Here is a 17,491-nt window from a genome sequence, read left to right as displayed (position 1 = left end):
TCCTAGATTATCCCTTGCGATAAAGTCGCGTCCAGCCCCTGCCGCCGCGCTGCCCTGCGCCGGATCCATTCTGCGAGGACCAGCAAGCCAATCGACACCACAAGCAGGATCGTGCCCAGCGCCATGACCGAAGGGAGCTTGGTCGGGAACCGCAGCTGGCTCCAGATATAGACTGGCAAGGTTGCATCGGTTCCCGTCAGGAAGAATGCGATGATGAATTCATCCAGCGAAATCGTGAAACAGATCAGCAGGCTGGAAATCACGCCGGGCATGACCAGCGGTAAAGTCACGCGCCGGAATGTGCCCCAGCGGCTTTCTCCCAGATCAAAGGATGCTTCTTCAAGGCTTTGATCCAGACCCGCAAATGCCGAGCTGAGGATCGCGATCGAGAAAGGCGTGCAGATCAGAACGTGCCCTGCCACAACCGTCCAAAGCGACAGCGACATACCCAGTTGCATCAGCATCACGATCAGCGCAACGGCAACGATGATTTCGGGCAAGACCAGCGGCAGCATGATAAAGCCGGTAATCCCTTTTTGCGCGGGAAACCTGTAGCGCGATGTTGCGCGCGCCGCACACGCGCCCAAAAACGTGGCAATCACGGCCGTCAGCACCGCAACGACCGCGGAATTGCGCACAGCACTATGCAAGGCATCCGTGGACCAAAGCACGCCAAACCATTTGGTCGTGAAACCGCTTAACGGAAAGGCGATGACCGTGGCGTCATTGAATGCAAACAACGGCAGCAAGATCACCGGCGCATAAAGGAACACCATATAGGCCACCGCATAGATCGCTAGCCATTTCGGGGTCATGCCACGTTTCATCGCGACACCTTCCCGCCGATTTTACGGCCGGCCAGATATATTCCGATGCTGATGACGGCAACGACAACCATTGACGTCACCGCCAGCGCGGCACCAAGCGGGGCATTGTTGGCCTTGCCAAACTGAATCTGGATCATGTTGGCAACCATCAACCCGTCCGTGCCACCCACCAGTTTCGGGGTGATGAAGTCACCAACAGTCGGGATCAATACGATCAGGGTTGCCGCAACAACACCGGGAATGGCCAGGGGAAACGTCACACGCCAAAAGCGCCGTAACGGACCATCGCCCAGATCCTCGGCGGCCTCGAGCAAGGACCGGTCAATCTTTTCCAGGGCAACGAAAATGGGCAGGATCGCAAACGGGGCCCAAGCATGGGCAAGTGTCAGCACGACAGCGTTGGCATTATACAAAATGAACGTCAGCGGTTCATCGATGATACCGGTTTGCAGCAGGGCGGTGTTCAGGACCCCGTTGTAACCCAGGATCACTTTCCACAAGAACACCCGCAGCAGATAGCTTGTCCAGAACGGCACTGTGATCAGAAAAAGCCACAGCGCCTTGTTCCGTTTGACATGAAACGACAGGTAGTAGGCAATCGGAAAGGCAAGCAGCACCGTGACGATCGTAACGATCAGCGAGATGCGCAACGACCGCCAAAGAAGGGTCTGATAGATCGGTTGGCCAAAAACCTCGCGATAGTTGGCGATCGTCAACGTGCGGTCAATGTCCAGATAGTTCTGGGTCCAGAAACTGAATGTCACGACCATCGCCAATGGCGCGGCCAACATCACCAGCGCATAGCCAAAGGGTAATCCGATCAGGGTCAATCCCTGCTTGTCTTCGCGGCTAAGGCCCCGCGCCATGTCAGGTTACCTGAAGTTGCGACAACAACGCGTCATTGCGCGTGGCCAAGGTTCCGGCTGGTGGCTCATCTTCGGACAGCACAGGGAATAACTTTCGCAAGGCATCATGATAGGTTTTCACGCCATACTCCAAATCTGACAACATCACGCCGTCATATCCAGAAGAAAACGCGGCCTCCCACGTCCATTCTATAAGCTGTTCGTCTTCCTTGCTGGTCAGCCGGTCAATCCGCATGCTCAGATAGCGTGCCAGACGCATCCTGCGGTCCTCGTCCCTGTAGCGATAGGTGGCACCGCGCTGGATCGTCTTTCCGTTCGCCAGGGGAAACTCCTGATAAAAGATCACGCTGTCGGGATAGATCCCGAAAACCACGTTGGGAAACATCCCGAGGTAAAGCCAGGCTTGCCTGTGTTCGTCATCAAGACCTTGTGGTGGCTCCATGATTTTCAGGTAGTTGCGCACCGACCAAAGCCGCCCGTTGCTTTCGCGGAACTTTGAAAACGAACGCGATGCCCCATCCCGGAACGGCTCATCATAATAGTTGTCGCCAAAAAGATCGGCCAGACCGGGATGGGCCATGGGAACGTGATAACCCTCGTTGTCGACATCGCGCACGCACTTCCAGTTTGCCTCGACCTCGGTGGTCCAGAATCCGTTTCCATCGGGCACCATGCCGGCCAGATCGTATTGCGCCAGTTCCGGTGCAAAGCGCGCCATGATCTTGGATACTTTGGGCTGGGGGCCGGGTTTGAAGCGAACAAACACAAACCCCTGCCAGATATCCATTTCCAACGGTTTGAGGCCCATCTTGACCAGATCAAGTTCGGGCAGTGACGCAGGCTGCGCCGCGCCGCGCAGGGTGCCATCCAGATTGTAGGCCCAGCCGTGAAACGGACAAATGATGGCCGATTTGCACGTGCCGCGATCTTCGGCAACGACACGCGATCCGCGATGCCTGCAAAGATTGTGAAACGCCCGCACTTCGCCGTCTTGCCCGCGCAGCACCAAAGCCCTTTCACCAACAAGATCAAGCGTCACGAAATCGCCCGCATTCGCAATATCATTGGTGTGGCAAACTGCCTGCCAATGCCCGCGAAAAAGAACGTCTTTTTCCAGGTCCAGCATTTCTTTGCTGAAAAAGCTCCACGCCGGCAGGCCGGTCCGGTCCCAACCCTTTGGCGGGCCGGTTTGTGTTGCGGTCATTTCGGTGCTCCCCTTGCGCGCGTGAACATGGGGCAGGCTAGCAATTTATATTTGAGCACTCAAACAAATTTTGCACACAGGCCGCTTTTTGGCGCGCCCGGACCTTATGCACAAAAAAACAGATGTCCGGATATTCAAGTGACGCCTAGGCTGCACCTTGGTGGGCTGCGCAAACGTCCCAGACCCATTCCTGAATTGCGCGCTCGGACGGGTGAAGCTGTTTTGCCCCATGGCCGACAAATTCCATGAACGCGTCAAGGTTCAACGCATTGACCCCAACAAGCACAGGAATATCCAGTTCAACGGCGTCAGCGATCAAATCGCGGAACCCGCGCCCTTCCGCTTCGTGTTTGCCAAACTTGTTGATGATCAGAATGTCGGCCCCTGCACGCAACCGCGAAGCGGTCAGGCCAACGGCTGTTTCAAGGGCGGACGGGTCAAGCCGGCAACCGCTTGATGCCTGCCCAAGGTCTTGGGAAATCCGCAGGGTCGGGCCGTCGGGCAGAACCCAGATATCCATATCGCACGGACCCAACCCGCGTTCCGTATTGATCTGCACAGTGCCAAGGGTTGCATAGCCACGGTCTGCCAGCACGCCCGCCACGCGGGACAGCAACATGTCGGTATCCCCGCGCCCGGCGGCCATCGTATAAGCAATTTTCATCCTGTGTTCCTATCGCCAAGTGTGTCGTTTTGAAAATGACCCGGCCCGACCGTACAATCCAGATCGCGCAACCTCCCGTCCTTCAGCCCATAAATCAGCCCGTGAATGCGCACCGCGCGGTTGTTCTGCCACGCCCGTTGCAGGATTGGCGTTTCAGCCACGCGGCGCACGCCTTCGATCACATTGAGTTCGCACAGGCGGTCGCGTCGCGCTTCGGAATCTTTGGCCTGGGACAGATCGACGGCGTATGCGCGCGCAAGGCGGCGGATCGGTTCCAGCCAGTGATCGGCAAGACCGTTGGCGAAATCCTCGCTCGCGGCCTTGACGCCGCCGCAGCCATAATGGCCACAGACGATCACCTCGCGGATGCCCAGTGCCTCGACCGCAAATTCAAGCGCGGACAGCATGTTCAGATCGGTCGAGTGGATCACATTGGCCACATTGCGGTGCACGAACACCTCGCCCGGATCAAGGCCGGCAACGACATTGGCAGGCACGCGGCTGTCCGAACAGCCGATCCAGAAAAATTCTGGCGATTGCTGGGTCGCGAGACGGGAAAAATAGTCCGGTTCCTGTGCTGCGCGATCTTGCGACCACTGCACATTGCGTTTCAAAAGGTCGTTCAGCATGGCGCCCCCAACAGGCGGTCAAGACCACGCCGTTTCAGCATATTTGCCCGCATCCGGTTCAGATCGGATGTGCGCAGGCGTAGCCGTGCCAGCGGCAGGATGATCGCATTTTCAAAAATCAGGTGGCGGCGTGCGTTGCGGGCATAGTCGGTCAGGCGTGTGCGCCCCGCCGCGTCTATCGCCTGCCCCGCCAAAAGCGCGATCACGGCGGGCGTGTCATCAGCGGCATGTTCGTGATCGTTTTCCAGCTTGTCGAGCGCCTTGTCGATTTCATCTTCGGCATCGCACCTGCGGCGCAGCATGGGGAAAAGATCGCGTTCTTCATCCTCAAGATGCGCCGGAAGTTGGTATTTCAAAAAGGTGATGATGCGTTCACAGGTTTGCGCGTCCGGGACATCGCTGGCCGCCACACTGTCAATCAGCGCACAGATTTCGCGTTCGGCCAGATGGTCTTCGGCGATGAAATCAAGCGGATTGGCAAAGCCGGGCAGTTCCGGCAGTGCCATTTTCGCGTGCGCTAACAGACGGATGTCTCTGCGGCCCATAGGTTTTATCCTTGTGGTATGACCGTCCCCAATTCGGCCCCTTTGATGTCTGCCGTGGCGACCAAGGTTGCGATAAAGGCGCGCGACTGGCGCACCCATGCGGCCTTTTCCAGCGCCGCCGCGATCTTGTCGCGCACGGCAGCAAAGGGCAGCACTTGGCCTTTTGCGACCGCATCCATGCGGATGAGGTGATAGCCGTGGCGCGTCAGCACTGGCGCTTGTGTCATCGCGCCCTCGGCCAGATCGCGCAGTGCAGCCTCGAATTCGGGCACGGTGTCGCCCGGCCCAAGCTGGCCCAGCGCACCGCCGGACGATTTCGAGCCGCAATCGCTTTCGCGCGCAGCCAAGGCGGCAAAGCCCTTGGCATCCGCGCCCTGCACGATCTTCAGCAGGCCGTTTGCGCGGGTCAATGCCTTGGCGGTTGCGTCCTGATCACGCGGATCGCATGCACACAGGATATGTGACACCTCCCACAGGGGATGCGAGCGAAAGCGCGACGGGTCTTTGTCCCACTCGGCCTTGATCGCGGCCTCGGACGGGGTTGCCACATCAACGGCGGCGTCAAGAAGGCCCCTGATCAGGGCCTCCTCGTCGGTTTCAAAGCGGCCCGGTGCGACTTCTTCGGGTGTCGCATCCAGATCGCGGGCCTTGGCTTCTTGCAAAAGAAGCGTGCGGATCGCCACCGCATTGGCGGCCTTGCGCCACGCGATGCCGGGTTTGCCCGCAGGCGCGTCCTGATTTTGTGTCTCGGCGGCGACAACGGCATGTGGCACCGCTTCGCCATTGACGACCAGATCGGGGAAAAGTGCTGCGTTCATATCCCCTACTCCGCCGGTGTCGTGGACTTGCGGTCAGCAAGTGGTTTCTGACGGCGCGAGCGCACGATCTGATAACCCGGACGCAGCAGGAACCGGAACGGTGCGGCAAAGCCCGAAATCATGTGCACAAGGCGCGTGAACGGGAAGTAGGCCGTGATCAGCAGACCAAGGAAGATATGCAACTTGTAAAGCCAGTGCACGTCAACAACCGTGACCCATGCGTTGATGTTCCATGTCACGATGCTTTGCGACCAGCTCATGAAGCGCACCATTTCCGATCCGTCCATGTGTTGCAGGGTCTGGGTGATGGTCAGCAGGCCAATCAGCAGTTGCAGCCAGATCAGCACCATGACGATGATGTCCGACCAGCTTGAATGGGCGCGGATACGCGCATCGGTCAGGCGGCGATGCAGCAACATCGTGCCCCCGATCAGCGCAGCGACACCGGCAGGGCCACCGATGATAACGGCCATCCACTGCTTGAGCGCATAAGGCACGCCCAAGGCGTCCAGCACCCAGACCGGTGTGAACAACCCGACAAGGTGACCAAAGAAGATCGTGATGATCCCGACGTGAAACAGGATCGACCCCCAGATCAATTGCTTGCGGCGCAGCAACTGACTGGAAGAGGATTTCCACGTGTATTGATCACGATCGTAACGGGCGATGGAGCCCACGACCAGAATCGTCAGGGCCGCATAGGGCATGATGCCAAAGATGATGAAATTGATATCGAGATTACCAAACATTCTGGGTGCCTCCTATTCGGCCGCAACGCGCGGGTCGGGATTGATGGGGGTGTCCATATTCGCAAGCATGTCGCGCACCTGCGGGCAGCCTGCGTTCGGGTCGGGACCGAACAGCACTTCGCTTTCCTCCCAGACCTCGTCGAGCGCCTCAAGGTCGGTTGGATCAACCTCGGGCTGGGCCAGCATTTCGGCCACGGCCTCGGTGTCGGCCTGCACGGCGGCAAGCTGTGAAAGTGCGGCGAACACGGCACCATACGGGCTTTCACGACGCGCAAGACGCACCGTCAAAGCCTCGAATATATGGGCCGCGTCCGCCAGCGTTTCCTGACCCTCAGTTTGGGAACGCGTGGCCAGGAATTCGAGCAGGACCGGAAGGTGATCCGGCAGTTCGGAGGTCACCGGTTCAAACCCGCCATCGCGGTAGGTTTCCACCAGTGACACCATTGCGCCGCCACGATCACGGCTTTCGCCGTGCACGTGTTCAAACAGGTTCAGCGACAATGTGCGCGAGCGGTCAAACAGCATCACATACTGTTCTTGCAGCTCGTAGATGTCGCGCCCGCCAAGCTCCTCCACCAGCGGGCGCAGGTCCCGACGCGCCGCAGCCGTCAGCCGTGTGTCGGCGGCAAGAACGCCCCCGATTTCCGGCATGGCCTGCTGCAATTCGATCGTCGGGTAACTCAGGATCAGCGAGATCGCTTTGAATGTGCGGTCCATTACTTCGCCTCCATCGGCATTTTCAGGGGTTTCTTGGAGCCGCCAAACAGCGAACCCTTTGATGATCCGCCACCGCAACCGTTGGTATCGGTAAAGCCGCAGCCACCCTTAAGGTCATAGGCTTCTTCGACCTGTTCGCGGTGGGTTGTGGGGATCACAAAGCGATCTTCGTAGTCGGCAAGGGCCATGATCTTATACATGTCCTCGATCTGGCGACCGGTCAGGCCAACGCTATCGGCAATCCCTTCGTCGTTCACACCCTCGATGGTCTTTGAGCGCATGTAAGAACGCATCGCCAGCATCCGTTCCAGCGCCGTGACAACGGGGGCTTCGTCGCCCGCTGTCAGCATATTGGCGAGGTATTTGACCGGAATGCGCAGGTTCTTGACGTCTGGCATACCGTTCTTGGAACTGATCGCGCCGGCTTCGGCGGCGTTCTGGATTGGTGACAGCGGCGGGATATACCAGACCATCGGCAAGGTGCGATATTCGGGGTGCAGCGGGAAGGCCACTTTCCAGTCCATCGCCATCTTCCAGATCGGGCTTTCCTGCGCCGATTTGATCCAGTCCTCGGGGATACCATCCGCGCGGGCGGCTTTGATCACCTCGGGGTCGCTTGGGTCAAGGAAGACACCCAGTTGCGCGTCATAAAGATCCTGCTCGTCGGACACATTGGCCGCCTCTTCGATCTTGTCGGCGTCATAAAGCATCACACCCAGATAGCGGATGCGGCCCACGCAGGTTTCCGAACAGACCGTGGGGTTGCCCGATTCAATGCGTGGGTAGCACAGGGTGCATTTTTCCGATTTGCCGCTTTCCCAGTTGTAGTAGATTTTCTTGTAGGGACAGCCCGACACACACATGCGCCAGCCGCGGCATTTTTCCTGATCAATCAGCACGATACCGTCTTCCTCGCGCTTGTAGATCGCACCTGACGGGCAGGACGCGGCACAGGCGGGGTTCAGGCAGTGTTCGCACAGACGCGGCAAATACATCATGAATGTATTCTCGTATTCGCCATACATCTGTTTCTGGATGCCCTCGAAGTTGTAATCCTCTGACCGCTTTTCAAATTCGCCGCCAAGGATTTCTTCCCAGTTGGGCCCCTTTTCGATCTTCTGCATCCGCTCGCCGGTGATCTTGGAACGGGGGCGCGCCGTGGGGAATGCTTTGCCTTCGGGCGCGCTTTTCAGGTGGTCATAGTCGAAATCGAACGGTTCATAATAGTCGTCGATTTCCGGCAGATCGGGGTTGGCAAAGATATTGGCCAAAATCCGCCATTTGCCACCCTGTTTGGGGCGCAGTTTGCCCGCCTTGGAGCGTTCCCAGCCGCCATTCCAGCGCGCCTGATTTTCCCAGTCGGTGGGATAGCCAAGGCCCGGTTTGGTTTCGACGTTGTTGAACCATGCGTATTCAACGCCGTCACGGCTGGTCCAGACGTTTTTGCAGGTAACGCTGCAGGTGTGACACCCGATGCATTTATCAAGGTTCAGCACCATGCCGATTTGTGCGCGAATTCTCATTGGGCTGCCTCCACAGGAGTTGCTTCATCGTCGAGCCAGTCGACCTTTTTCATTTTGCGGATCACGACAAATTCGTCGCGGTTGGACCCGACCGTGCCGTAGTAGTTGAAGCCGTAGGACTGGTGGGCATAGCCGCCGATCATATGGGTTGGCTTCAGCGTGGCGCGGGTGACCGAATTGTGGATACCGCCGCGATTACCGGTCTTTTCGGAGCCGGGCGTATTCACGATCTTTTCCTGTGCGTGATACATGAAGGTCGTACCTTCCTTGATCCGCTGGGACACCACGGCACGCGCCGTCAGCGCCCCGTTGATGTTATAGACCTCGATCCAGTCGTTATCGACGATCCCCGCCGATTTGGCATCGACTTCGGAAATCCAGACCACCGGCCCGCCCCTGTTCAGCGTCAGCATCAACAGGTTGTCGGTATAGGTCGAGTGGATCCCCCATTTCTGGTGGGGCGTGATAAAGTTCAGCACCAAAGTGTCGCCCGCATCCAGCACGTCCGCCGTGATCGTTTTCAGATCAACAGGAGGGCGATAGGACATAAAGCCTTCACCGAATGCCCGCATCCACAGGTGATCCTGATAAAGCTGCTGGCGGCCCGTCAGGGTGCGCCACGGGATCAGTTCGTGAACGTTGGTATAGCCGGCGTTATAGCTGACCTTTTCGCTTTCGATCCCCGACCATGTCGGCGAGGAGATGATCTTGCGAGGTTGTGCCGCGATATCATGGAACCGTATCTTGTTGTGGTGTTCCCCTTCGGCCAAGTGCGCATGTTCGCGCCCTGTCGCCTTTTCAAGGGCTTCCCATGCCTTGACGGCCACTTCACCGTTGGTTTCCGGCGCCAGCATCAGGATGACTTCGCAGGCGTCAATCGCCGTGTCGATCTTGGGGCGTCCGGCGGCAGAACCGTCCAGTTGCACGCCGTTCAGGTCCGACAGGTTGTCGATTTCGGTCTGGGTATTCCAGCCGATGCCTTTGCCGCCATTGCCCAGCTTGTCCATCAATGGCCCAAGCGCGGTAAAGCGGTCATAGATCGCCGTGTAATCCCGTTCGACCGCCACATAGGCGGGCGCGGTCTTGCCGGGGATCAGATCGCATTCGCCTTTCTTCCAGTCCAGCACCTGATCCTGCGCAATTTCCGCAGGGGTATCGTGCAGGATCGGCAGTTGGACGATATCCGTTTCCACGCCCAGATAACCGGGGGTGAATTCCTGAAACTTCTTGGCAATCGCCTTGAAGATTTCCCAGTCCGATTTGGATTCATATGCGGGGTCCACCGCCGCCTGAAGCGGGTGAATGAACGGGTGCATATCGGACGTGTTCATATCGTCCTTTTCATACCAGCTGGCCGTTGGCAGAACGATGTCGGAATAGACGCAGGTGGTGGACATGCGGAAGTCGATCGTGACCAGCAGGTCCAGTTTGCCGCGCGGCGCTTCGTCGTGCCATTTCGCTTCCTTGGGAAGTTGCCCGCCATCTTCGCCCAAGTCCTTGCCCATCACGCCGTGATCGGTGCCCAGCAGGTGCTTGAGGAAGTATTCATGGCCCTTGCCTGATGATCCCAACAGGTTGGAGCGCCACACAAACAGGTTGCGGGGCCAGTTTTCGGGCGCATCCGGGTCTTCGCAGGACATTTCCAGATCGCCCGATTTCAGGTGCTCGGCCACATAGGCTGGGATCTCCTTGCCTGCGGCTTTGGCTGATTTGGCAACCTCAAGCGGATTGGTTTTCAACTGCGGCGCCGAAGGCAGCCAGCCCATGCGTTCGGCACGGATGTTGTAATCAATCAGGTTGATGTCCCAGTCCCCTGCGGGGGCTGTGGGTGACAGGATTTCCTTGGATTCAAGGGTTTCATACCGCCACTGATCGGTGTGCGCATACCACGCCGAGGTGGAGTTCATGTGCCGTGGCGGGCGGTTCCAGTCCAGCGCAAAGGCCAGCGGTTGCCAGCCGGTTTGCGGGCGCAGTTTTTCCTGGCCCACATAGTGCGCCCAGCCGCCGCCCGATTGCCCCACGCAGCCACACATGACCAGCATGTTGATCACGCCGCGATAGTTCATATCCATGTGATACCAGTGGTTCATCGCCGCACCGATGATGACCATCGACTTGCCGTTGGTCTTTTCGGCGTTGTCGGCAAATTCGCGCGCGACATGGATGATCTTGTCGGCGGGCACGCCGGTGATCTTTTCCGCCCATGCGGGTGTGCCGGGCATGTCGTCGGCGAAATCGGATGTGACCCAATCACCGCCCAAGCCGCGATCAAGGCCGTAGTTGGCGCAGAACAGGTCGAACACAGTGGCCACGGCGATCTTCTTGCCCTTTGGCCCCTTGATCATCTTGACCGGAATGTTGCGCGTCAGCACATCGGGGTGATCGGCGTCCGTTTCAAACTGGCCAAAGGTTTCACCGCCAAAGTAGGGGAAATCAACGCCGACGACATCGTCGTGATCTTCTTCCAGGACCAGGCTGAGCTTGAGTTTGGTTTCGGCGGCGTTGGCCTTTTCTTCAAGGTTCCATTCACCGTCTTCGCCCCAACGATAGCCAACCGACCCGTTGGGCGACACCAGACTGTCCGACTTTTCGTCATAAGCCACGGTTTTCCATTCGGGGTTGTTCTTTTCGCCAAGTTTCCCAGCCAGATCGTCGGCGCGCAGGAACCGGCCCGCCACCATGCGGCCATCCTTTTCCTCAAGCTGGACCAGCATCGGGAAGTCGGAATACTTGCGCACGTAGTCCTCGAAATACGGCGTCTGGCGATCAAGATGGAAGTCCCGCAAGATCACGTGGCCAAAGGCCATCGCCAGTGCGGCGTCCGTGCCTTGCTTGGCATTCAACCAGACATCGCCAAACTTCGCGGCCTCGGAGTAATCGGGGCAGATGACGGCGGATTTGGTGCCTTTGTAGCGTGCTTCGGTATAGAAATGCGCATCCGGCGTGCGGGTCTGCGGCACGTTCGAGCCCCACAGCAGCAGGTAACCGGCGTTATACCAGTCCGCACTTTCCGGCACATCGGTCTGTTCGCCCCATGTCATCGGTGACGCAGGCGGCAGATCGCAATACCAGTCGTAGAACGACATGCACACGCCGCCCATCAGCGACAGATAGCGCGAACCGGCGGCGTAGCTGACCATCGACATCGCGGGGATCGGCGAAAAGCCGAACACGCGGTCGGGGCCGTATGTTTTCGCCGTATAGGCGTTGGCGGCGGCGGTGATTTCGGTGGCTTCGTCCCACGTGGCGCGCACAAAGCCGCCCTTGCCGCGGGTTTCAACATAGGATGCACGCAGAACCGGATCGGCCTGCAGTTTCGTCCAGGCCTCGATCGGGTCCATGGTTTCGCGCATCTTGCGCCAGACCTTCATCAACCGGCCCCGCACCAGCGGGTTTTTGACGCGGTTGGCAGAATAAAGATACCAGCTGTATGACGCGCCACGGGCACAGCCGCGTGGTTCGTGGTTGGGCAGATCGGGCCGCGTGCGCGGATAATCCGTTTGCTGGGTTTCCCAGGTAACGATGCCGGACTTGACGTAAATCTTCCAGCTACAAGACCCGGTGCAGTTCACACCATGGGTCGAGCGGACGACTTTGTCGTGGCGCCAGCGGTTGCGATAGGTGTCTTCCCAATCGCGGCCTTCGCGGGTCACTTTGCCGTGCCCATCTGAAAATGTTTCCAGCGTGCTTGACTGGAGGAAGTTCAATCTGTCGAGCAGGTGGCTCATTTTGCAGTCTCCTGTGGGGGTGGACCTGCCCCGACCTGATGCCGGGGCAGGCAGACATGGGTTTTAGGGGTTCTTTACGTAGGCGTTGGGCCGCAGGTAGAACCAGTAATTGATGACGATGCAGACCGCGTAGAAGATCGCGAAGCCGTAAAGCGCCAGTTCAGGTGTGCCGGCCTTCAGCTGTTCCCCGAACACTTGGGGGATGATGAAGGCGCCGTAGGCGGCGACAGCAGCCGTCCAACCCAGTGCAGGGCCGGCCTGCTCCTTGTTGAAGACAACGCCAATTGTGCGGAAGGTCGATCCGTTGCCGATGCCGGTTGCCGCGAACAAGATCAGGAACAGACCCAGGAATGGGTAGAAATACTGTTCTGGTGTGGCCGAGGCATAGGCCGCCTGAATGAAGTAGGCCACGCCCAGCGCACAGGCCACCATCACAACCGAGATGATCTGCGTCACTTTCGCGCCGCCGGCCTTGTCAGCCCAGATGCCGCCAATCGGGCGGATCAGCGCGCCGATGAATGGCCCCATCCATGCGAACATCAGGGCCGAGGGGCCGTTGGGGTTCACGGTGTCGTGGGTCAGGATGCCGTCCACTTCGATGTGGCTAAAGCCGAACACAACCTTGATTGTCAGCGCCAGCGCGGCCGAAAAGCCGATGAAGCTGCCGAAGGTCATGGTGTAGATCACGGTCATCGCCCATGTGTGCTTGTTGCCGAAAATCTTGTATTGGCGTGTCAGGTTCTGCCCGACGGCGCCGGGGATCATTTTCAGCAGGAACACGGTCAGCGCGATCACGATCGGCAGCACGATCCACTTGGAAATACCCAGACCGGATGTGGGCAAGCCACCTTCGGTTTGCGGCAACAGCAGCCAGATACCGAACGCGGATGCGCCCAGACCAAGCACCAGCATACCGGTGATGATGGCGAAACCGCCCAGCGGGTTGGGAATGTCGGGTGACACGTGTTCGTCACGGATGTTGTTCATCCCCAACCAGCCGATGATCGCCAGCGGCACAAGGAACACCAGCCAGATCAGGCCAGCGTTCTGGATATAGGTTTCGGTACCGGCAGGGATTTTCCCGATCAGCGTGCCCGATGTGTTCACCAGCGTGCGGCTTTCCCCACCGAACAGGCCCATTGTCATGGCCAGCGGGATCAGGATTTGCATGGTGGTCACACCAAAGTTGCCCAGACCGGCGTTCATGCCCAGCGCATAGCCCAGCTTCTTCTTGGGATAAAAGAACGAGATGTTGGACATCGACGACGAGAAGTTCCCGCCACCGATCCCCGACAGGAACGCAAGGATCTGGAAATACCACAGGGGTGTGTCAGGGTCTTGCAGCGCCAGACCCGCGCCAATGGCAGGGATCATCAGCAGGGCGGTCGTGAACACGATTGTGTTCTTGCCGCCCGCGATGCGGATGAAAAAGGTTGAAGGGATGCGCAGCGTCGCGCCCGTCAGGCCCGCGATGGCCCCCAGCGTAAAGAGCTGCGATTGATCAAAGGCAAAGCCGAGGTTGATCATCTGAACTGTGATGATCCCCCAGTAAAGCCAGACGGCAAAGCCGCACAGCAACGACGGGATCGAAATCCACAGGTTGCGCGTGGCGATCGCCTTGCCGGTCGAGGCCCAATAGCCCTCGTCCTCGATGTTCCAGTTTCTTAGGTCTTGTCCCACTTGAATTCTCCTCGGGTGAGGTTGCGGCGGGCCGTTGGTGGCCCGCCTGATTTGATTGTTATTGTGCTGGCTTGGTGCCGCCCTTGCTGGCGATGGCCTCAAGGCCTTCGTCCAGTGCCGCGTTGGCGCGGGCGGCCTTGGCCTTCAGCGTTTCGATGTTGGCGGCGGCAAAGTTGGCGCGTTCTTCGTCTTCCTGCTTGCTGGAAAAGCGCACAGCGAAGGCCAGGAACGAAGCACATGTCACCACGATGCCCAGAATGAAGAAGGCTTGCGACCAGTCGATCACGTTCTTGAACAGGAAGCCTGCCAGAACCGCACCGGCGTTCCCGCCTGCCCCGACCACGCCGGCCACAGCACCCAGCGCCTTTTTGTTGATGAAGGGCACGACGGAATAGGTGGCACCTTCGGCCATCTGCGTGAACAGCGAAAAGACGATCAGCGCAGGCAGGGCCAGGAACAGCACATGCATCTGGCTGAATACCATCAGCGCACAACCTTCAAAGAACAGGCAGATAAACAACCAGAATGCGCGCCCTTTCAGGCCCCAAAGTGATCCGAAGTTGTCGCCAAAGATACCGCCCAGCGTGCGCGCAAACAGGTTCATCAGACCGAACGAAGCGGCGACGAAACCGGCAGCAACCAGCGACAGGTCAAAGTAGTCCATGAAATAAAGGGCAGCGACGTTGTTCACCGTCAGTTCGATGCCAAAGCAAGCCCCGTAGATCACGAACAGCACCCAGACGCGCGGGTCTTTGAGGGCGTTCATGTAGTTGCCGGTGACTTTCTTTTTCTCTTCCATCTTACCCTGCGCGCGCAGGTCATCGAAATTGCCGTCCGGTGCATCCTGGGTCAGGAAGTAATAGGCGATCCCGATCAGGAAGATGATGATCCCGACCACGACCATGGACAGACGCCAGCCCACGGCTTCGGAAAAGCCGAAACCAACGACCATGACCGAGAACAGCAACGGCATAACGAACTGCGTCACACCGCCGCCAAGGTTGCCCCAGCCAGCCGATGTGGCGTTGGCCTGCCCGACCACGTTGGGCGCGAACATCACCGATGTGTGGTATTGGGTAATCACGAATGATGCCCCGATCCCGCCGATCAACACTCGGAACAGCAGGAAGGTTTCAAACGACTGCGCAAGGCCGATCCCCATAACGGGCAGCGACCCGACGATCAGCAACCATGTATAGGATTTCCGTGGCCCGATCCGGTCACAGAGCCAGCCGATAAACAGGCGGGCGAAAATTGTCATCGACACCGACCCGATGATGGCCCAGCCGATCTGGTTTGGTGTCAGGCCCAGTTCGTCGCGCACCACGCTCATCAGCGGGGCAATACCGAACCATGCAAAGAAACATGCGAAAAAGGCGAACCACGTCATGTGGAATGTCCTGATCTGCACCATCTTTACGTTTAGGAAGTTTGACCACAGCGCCGTGGCCTTGTTTTGCAGTTCCATACCGGTCCCTCCGTCCTTGGCAGACATACCTCTGCCCTTATGGGTTGGGGGGGATGTGCGCCTTTGCGGGCGGGTGGCGCTTGATCTGGATCAAAAAACGGACCGAAAGCGGTGGAAATAAATGACCCCGTGAAGAATGTCAGCTTGCCGGATTCATCTGATCAAGGGTGTCGCTGCGAAACGTCAATTGACTGCTTGACAATTATCAACTGGTCCCGTCTTTTCCGGTGATGCCCGCAACCCGAAAGCCCCTGCCCCATGCCTGAGTCGTATCGCGAAGATATCCGCAATCTGGACCTGTTTCGCGAGATGGAGCGTGCGAACTTCAAGTCGTTGATGCGTGGGGCCTATGTCCAGAATTTTCCGCCACGCATTGACCTGATCCAGGAAGGTGACACACCCGACTTTCTTCATGTGGTGCTGACAGGGTCGGTCGATCTGTTTTCCAGCTGGAACGGACGCGAAACCAGCATGGCGACCGTGCGGCCCGTCTCGACGTTCATTCTGGCGGCCAGCGTCAAGGACGCGCCTTACCTGATGTCGGCCCGCACACTGGAAAAAAGCCGCATTGTCCTGCTGCCCTCGGAAGATGTGCGCGCAATCTTTGACATCGACCACATGTTTGCCCGCGCCATCGTCACGGAACTGGCCCAGTGTTACCGTGCCGTCGTCAAGAACACCAAAGACCTGAAACTACGCACCTCGCTGGAACGGCTGGCCAATTACCTGCTGCGCGAACGCGGCCGCGAAGGCGCGGATTTCTTTACCTTGCGGATGGAAAAGCGGCGCTTGGCCTCGACCCTTGGGATGACGCCGGAAAACCTCAGCCGTGCCTTCAAGGCGTTGGAAGCATATGGCGTGCAGGTCAATGGCAACCGGATCACCCTGACCGATCCCGACGACCTGACCGGTTTTGCCAAACCCAGCCCGCTTATCGACGACCGCCGCGCCTAGGCGGGGCATCGGCCGCGCAAACTGTAGCGAAGGCGCCGTTGCCCCACCCGCAGGAGGGGCAACCGCAGAGCGTTGCAAGCGCTTATTGCAGGGCTTGATCGGTGATCACATGGGTCCACGCCCCTTCGGGTGCGGCCGTGATCACAGGGTCCGAGCCACCGCCAAGCAGGGTCGCAACGGTGCGCTCGTAGTCAGCCGGATCAAGTGTGCCGTTCGAGCCCGCCGTCAGTTTGGCGATTTCGGTCATCATGCGCTCTTGGGCTTCCAGTGACTGGGCACCGGTTTCATCGTTGTCCACGACGATACCCGCCGCTTCGGCCACGTTTTCCTCGGCGTATTTCCAGCCGCGCATCGACGCGCGCACGAAACGCACCATGTTGTCGACAAAGACCGGATCATCAAGGTTTTCCTCAAGGACATACATGCCGTCCTCGAGTGTGGCGACGCCTTGATCTTCATACATGAAGGTCACCAATTCATCGGGATCAACGCCCGCATCCAGCACCTGACCATATTCGTTATAGGTCATGGTCGAAATACAATCAGCCTCGCGGTTCAACAGCGGATCAACGTTGAACCCCTGCTTGAGGACGGTGACACCATCTTCGCCACCCTCGGTCGAAATGCCGACCTGGCTCATCCAGCTCAGGAACGGGTATTCATTGCCAAAGAACCACACGCCGATGGTCTTGCCGCGGAAATCCTCGACCGATGTGATACCTGTGTCTTTCCAGCAGGTCAGCATCAGGCCCGATGTCTTGAAGGGCTGGGCAATGTTGACCACGGGCAAGCCGCGTTCCCGTGCCGCCAAGGCCGAGGGCATCCAGTTCAGCATCACATCGGCGCCGCCACCTGCCAGAACCTGAGGTGGCGCAATATCGGGACCACCCGACAGGATCGTGACATCCAGGCCCTCTTCCTCGTAGAAACCTTTGTCCAAGGCCACGTAGTAGCCTGCAAACTGCGATTGTGTGACCCACTGCAATTGCAGCGTCACGCTGCCTGCATGCCCTTCGGCATAGGCCGCAGTTGCGCCAATACCCGTTGCGAGCGCGGCTGCTATCATAAGATTTTTCATCGTGTTGACCTCCTAGTCAGTTGAATGATTTGGCTATTCCG

Annotated in this window: 15 protein-coding genes; 1 reads left to right on the top strand and 14 read right to left on the bottom strand. The window is 58.5% G+C overall.

Annotated elements, in window-relative coordinates; all coding sequences use genetic code 11:
* Positions 1-2: 2 nt before the first annotated feature.
* The 13 genes from SJY21_RS14385 to SJY21_RS14325 all read right to left on the bottom strand — a co-directional run bounded on the left by SJY21_RS14385 (position 3) and on the right by SJY21_RS14325 (position 15,445).
* Entirely contained in the window at positions 3-827 is an 825-nt protein-coding gene (locus tag SJY21_RS14385; protein WP_377512160.1) for an ABC transporter permease, read from the bottom strand.
* Positions 824-1,693 carry an ABC transporter permease gene (locus SJY21_RS14380; RefSeq protein WP_377512157.1) on the bottom strand — a complete coding sequence of 290 codons (870 nt, stop codon included), beginning with the start codon at positions 1,691-1,693 and terminating at the stop codon, positions 824-826. Before SJY21_RS14380 ends, SJY21_RS14385 begins: the two co-directional genes overlap by 4 nt.
* Before the next feature lies 1 nt (position 1,694).
* Positions 1,695-2,897: an aromatic ring-hydroxylating dioxygenase subunit alpha gene (locus SJY21_RS14375; RefSeq protein ID WP_377512155.1), complete on the bottom strand. Its 1,203-nt coding sequence runs from the start codon at positions 2,895-2,897 to the stop codon at positions 1,695-1,697.
* Between the two features lie 145 nt (positions 2,898-3,042).
* Positions 3,043-3,561, bottom strand: a complete 519-nt coding sequence (locus tag SJY21_RS14370) for a DUF2478 domain-containing protein (RefSeq protein WP_377512152.1) — start codon at positions 3,559-3,561, stop codon at positions 3,043-3,045.
* Positions 3,558-4,190, bottom strand: coding sequence for a carbonic anhydrase (locus tag SJY21_RS14365; protein ID WP_377512150.1), 633 nt, complete (start codon positions 4,188-4,190; stop codon positions 3,558-3,560). The genes SJY21_RS14370 and SJY21_RS14365 overlap by 4 nt, the downstream gene beginning before the upstream one ends.
* Positions 4,184-4,735, bottom strand: a complete 552-nt coding sequence (locus SJY21_RS14360) for a hemerythrin domain-containing protein (RefSeq protein WP_377512148.1) — start codon at positions 4,733-4,735, stop codon at positions 4,184-4,186. Before SJY21_RS14360 ends, SJY21_RS14365 begins: the two co-directional genes overlap by 7 nt.
* A gap of 5 nt (positions 4,736-4,740) precedes the next feature.
* The gene (locus SJY21_RS14355; protein WP_377512145.1) at positions 4,741-5,553 is read right to left on the bottom strand and encodes a peptidylprolyl isomerase; all 813 of its coding nucleotides are present in this window, start codon (positions 5,551-5,553) and stop codon (positions 4,741-4,743) included.
* A 5-nt stretch (positions 5,554-5,558) separates the two neighbouring features.
* Complete coding sequence (gene narI / locus SJY21_RS14350) at positions 5,559-6,302, bottom strand: respiratory nitrate reductase subunit gamma (protein ID WP_377512142.1); 744 nt, start codon at positions 6,300-6,302, stop codon at positions 5,559-5,561.
* A gap of 12 nt (positions 6,303-6,314) precedes the next feature.
* Positions 6,315-7,019 (bottom strand): nitrate reductase molybdenum cofactor assembly chaperone, encoded by a 705-nt coding sequence (gene narJ, locus SJY21_RS14345; RefSeq protein WP_377512139.1) that lies wholly within the window; start codon positions 7,017-7,019, stop codon positions 6,315-6,317.
* Positions 7,019-8,542 (bottom strand): nitrate reductase subunit beta, encoded by a 1,524-nt coding sequence (gene narH, locus SJY21_RS14340; protein WP_377512136.1) that lies wholly within the window; start codon positions 8,540-8,542, stop codon positions 7,019-7,021. Before narH ends, narJ begins: the two co-directional genes overlap by 1 nt.
* Positions 8,539-12,270, bottom strand: a complete 3,732-nt coding sequence (locus SJY21_RS14335; protein WP_377512133.1) for a nitrate reductase subunit alpha — start codon at positions 12,268-12,270, stop codon at positions 8,539-8,541. Before SJY21_RS14335 ends, narH begins: the two co-directional genes overlap by 4 nt.
* A 63-nt stretch (positions 12,271-12,333) precedes the next feature.
* Entirely contained in the window at positions 12,334-13,950 is a 1,617-nt protein-coding gene (locus SJY21_RS14330) for an MFS transporter (RefSeq protein WP_377512130.1), read from the bottom strand.
* Between the two features lie 58 nt (positions 13,951-14,008).
* Positions 14,009-15,445: an MFS transporter gene (locus SJY21_RS14325; protein ID WP_377512127.1), complete on the bottom strand. Its 1,437-nt coding sequence runs from the start codon at positions 15,443-15,445 to the stop codon at positions 14,009-14,011.
* Positions 15,446-15,676: 231 nt separating this feature from the next.
* Between SJY21_RS14325 and SJY21_RS14320 the strand changes: the two genes are divergently transcribed.
* Complete coding sequence (locus SJY21_RS14320; protein ID WP_377512125.1) at positions 15,677-16,372, top strand: helix-turn-helix domain-containing protein; 696 nt, start codon at positions 15,677-15,679, stop codon at positions 16,370-16,372.
* Positions 16,373-16,454: 82 nt separating this feature from the next.
* Here the strand turns inward: SJY21_RS14320 and SJY21_RS14315 are convergent, their stop codons facing one another.
* Positions 16,455-17,450, bottom strand: coding sequence for an ABC transporter substrate-binding protein (locus tag SJY21_RS14315; protein ID WP_377512122.1), 996 nt, complete (start codon positions 17,448-17,450; stop codon positions 16,455-16,457).
* Positions 17,451-17,491 lie beyond the last annotated feature (41 nt).

It is taken from the genome of Octadecabacter sp. R77987, assembly GCF_042466115.1.
Taxonomy (GTDB): domain Bacteria; phylum Pseudomonadota; class Alphaproteobacteria; order Rhodobacterales; family Rhodobacteraceae; genus SW4.
Note: the sequence above shows the minus strand (reverse complement) of the source record. Positions and strands in the feature narration are given on the sequence as shown.

Bases quoted from the DNA above. Each gene is read 5' to 3' on its own strand.
- SJY21_RS14320 (WP_377512125.1), top strand. From the start codon at position 15,677: ATGCCTGAGTCGTATCGCGAAGATATCCGCAATCTGGACCTGTTTCGC.
- SJY21_RS14315 (WP_377512122.1), bottom strand. From the start codon at position 17,450: ATGAAAAATCTTATGATAGCAGCCGCGCTCGCAACGGGTATTGGCGCA.
- SJY21_RS14380 (WP_377512157.1), bottom strand. From the start codon at position 1,693: ATGGCGCGGGGCCTTAGCCGCGAAGACAAGCAGGGATTGACCCTGATC.
- SJY21_RS14370 (WP_377512152.1), bottom strand. From the start codon at position 3,561: ATGAAAATTGCTTATACGATGGCCGCCGGGCGCGGGGATACCGACATG.
- SJY21_RS14355 (WP_377512145.1), bottom strand. From the start codon at position 5,553: ATGAACGCAGCACTTTTCCCCGATCTGGTCGTCAATGGCGAAGCGGTG.
- SJY21_RS14325 (WP_377512127.1), bottom strand. From the start codon at position 15,445: ATGTCTGCCAAGGACGGAGGGACCGGTATGGAACTGCAAAACAAGGCC.
- narJ (WP_377512139.1), bottom strand. From the start codon at position 7,019: ATGGACCGCACATTCAAAGCGATCTCGCTGATCCTGAGTTACCCGACG.
- SJY21_RS14360 (WP_377512148.1), bottom strand. From the start codon at position 4,735: ATGGGCCGCAGAGACATCCGTCTGTTAGCGCACGCGAAAATGGCACTG.
- narI (WP_377512142.1), bottom strand. From the start codon at position 6,302: ATGTTTGGTAATCTCGATATCAATTTCATCATCTTTGGCATCATGCCC.
- narH (WP_377512136.1), bottom strand. From the start codon at position 8,542: ATGAGAATTCGCGCACAAATCGGCATGGTGCTGAACCTTGATAAATGC.
- SJY21_RS14385 (WP_377512160.1), bottom strand. From the start codon at position 827: ATGAAACGTGGCATGACCCCGAAATGGCTAGCGATCTATGCGGTGGCC.
- SJY21_RS14335 (WP_377512133.1), bottom strand. From the start codon at position 12,270: ATGAGCCACCTGCTCGACAGATTGAACTTCCTCCAGTCAAGCACGCTG.
- SJY21_RS14375 (WP_377512155.1), bottom strand. From the start codon at position 2,897: ATGACCGCAACACAAACCGGCCCGCCAAAGGGTTGGGACCGGACCGGC.
- SJY21_RS14365 (WP_377512150.1), bottom strand. From the start codon at position 4,190: ATGCTGAACGACCTTTTGAAACGCAATGTGCAGTGGTCGCAAGATCGC.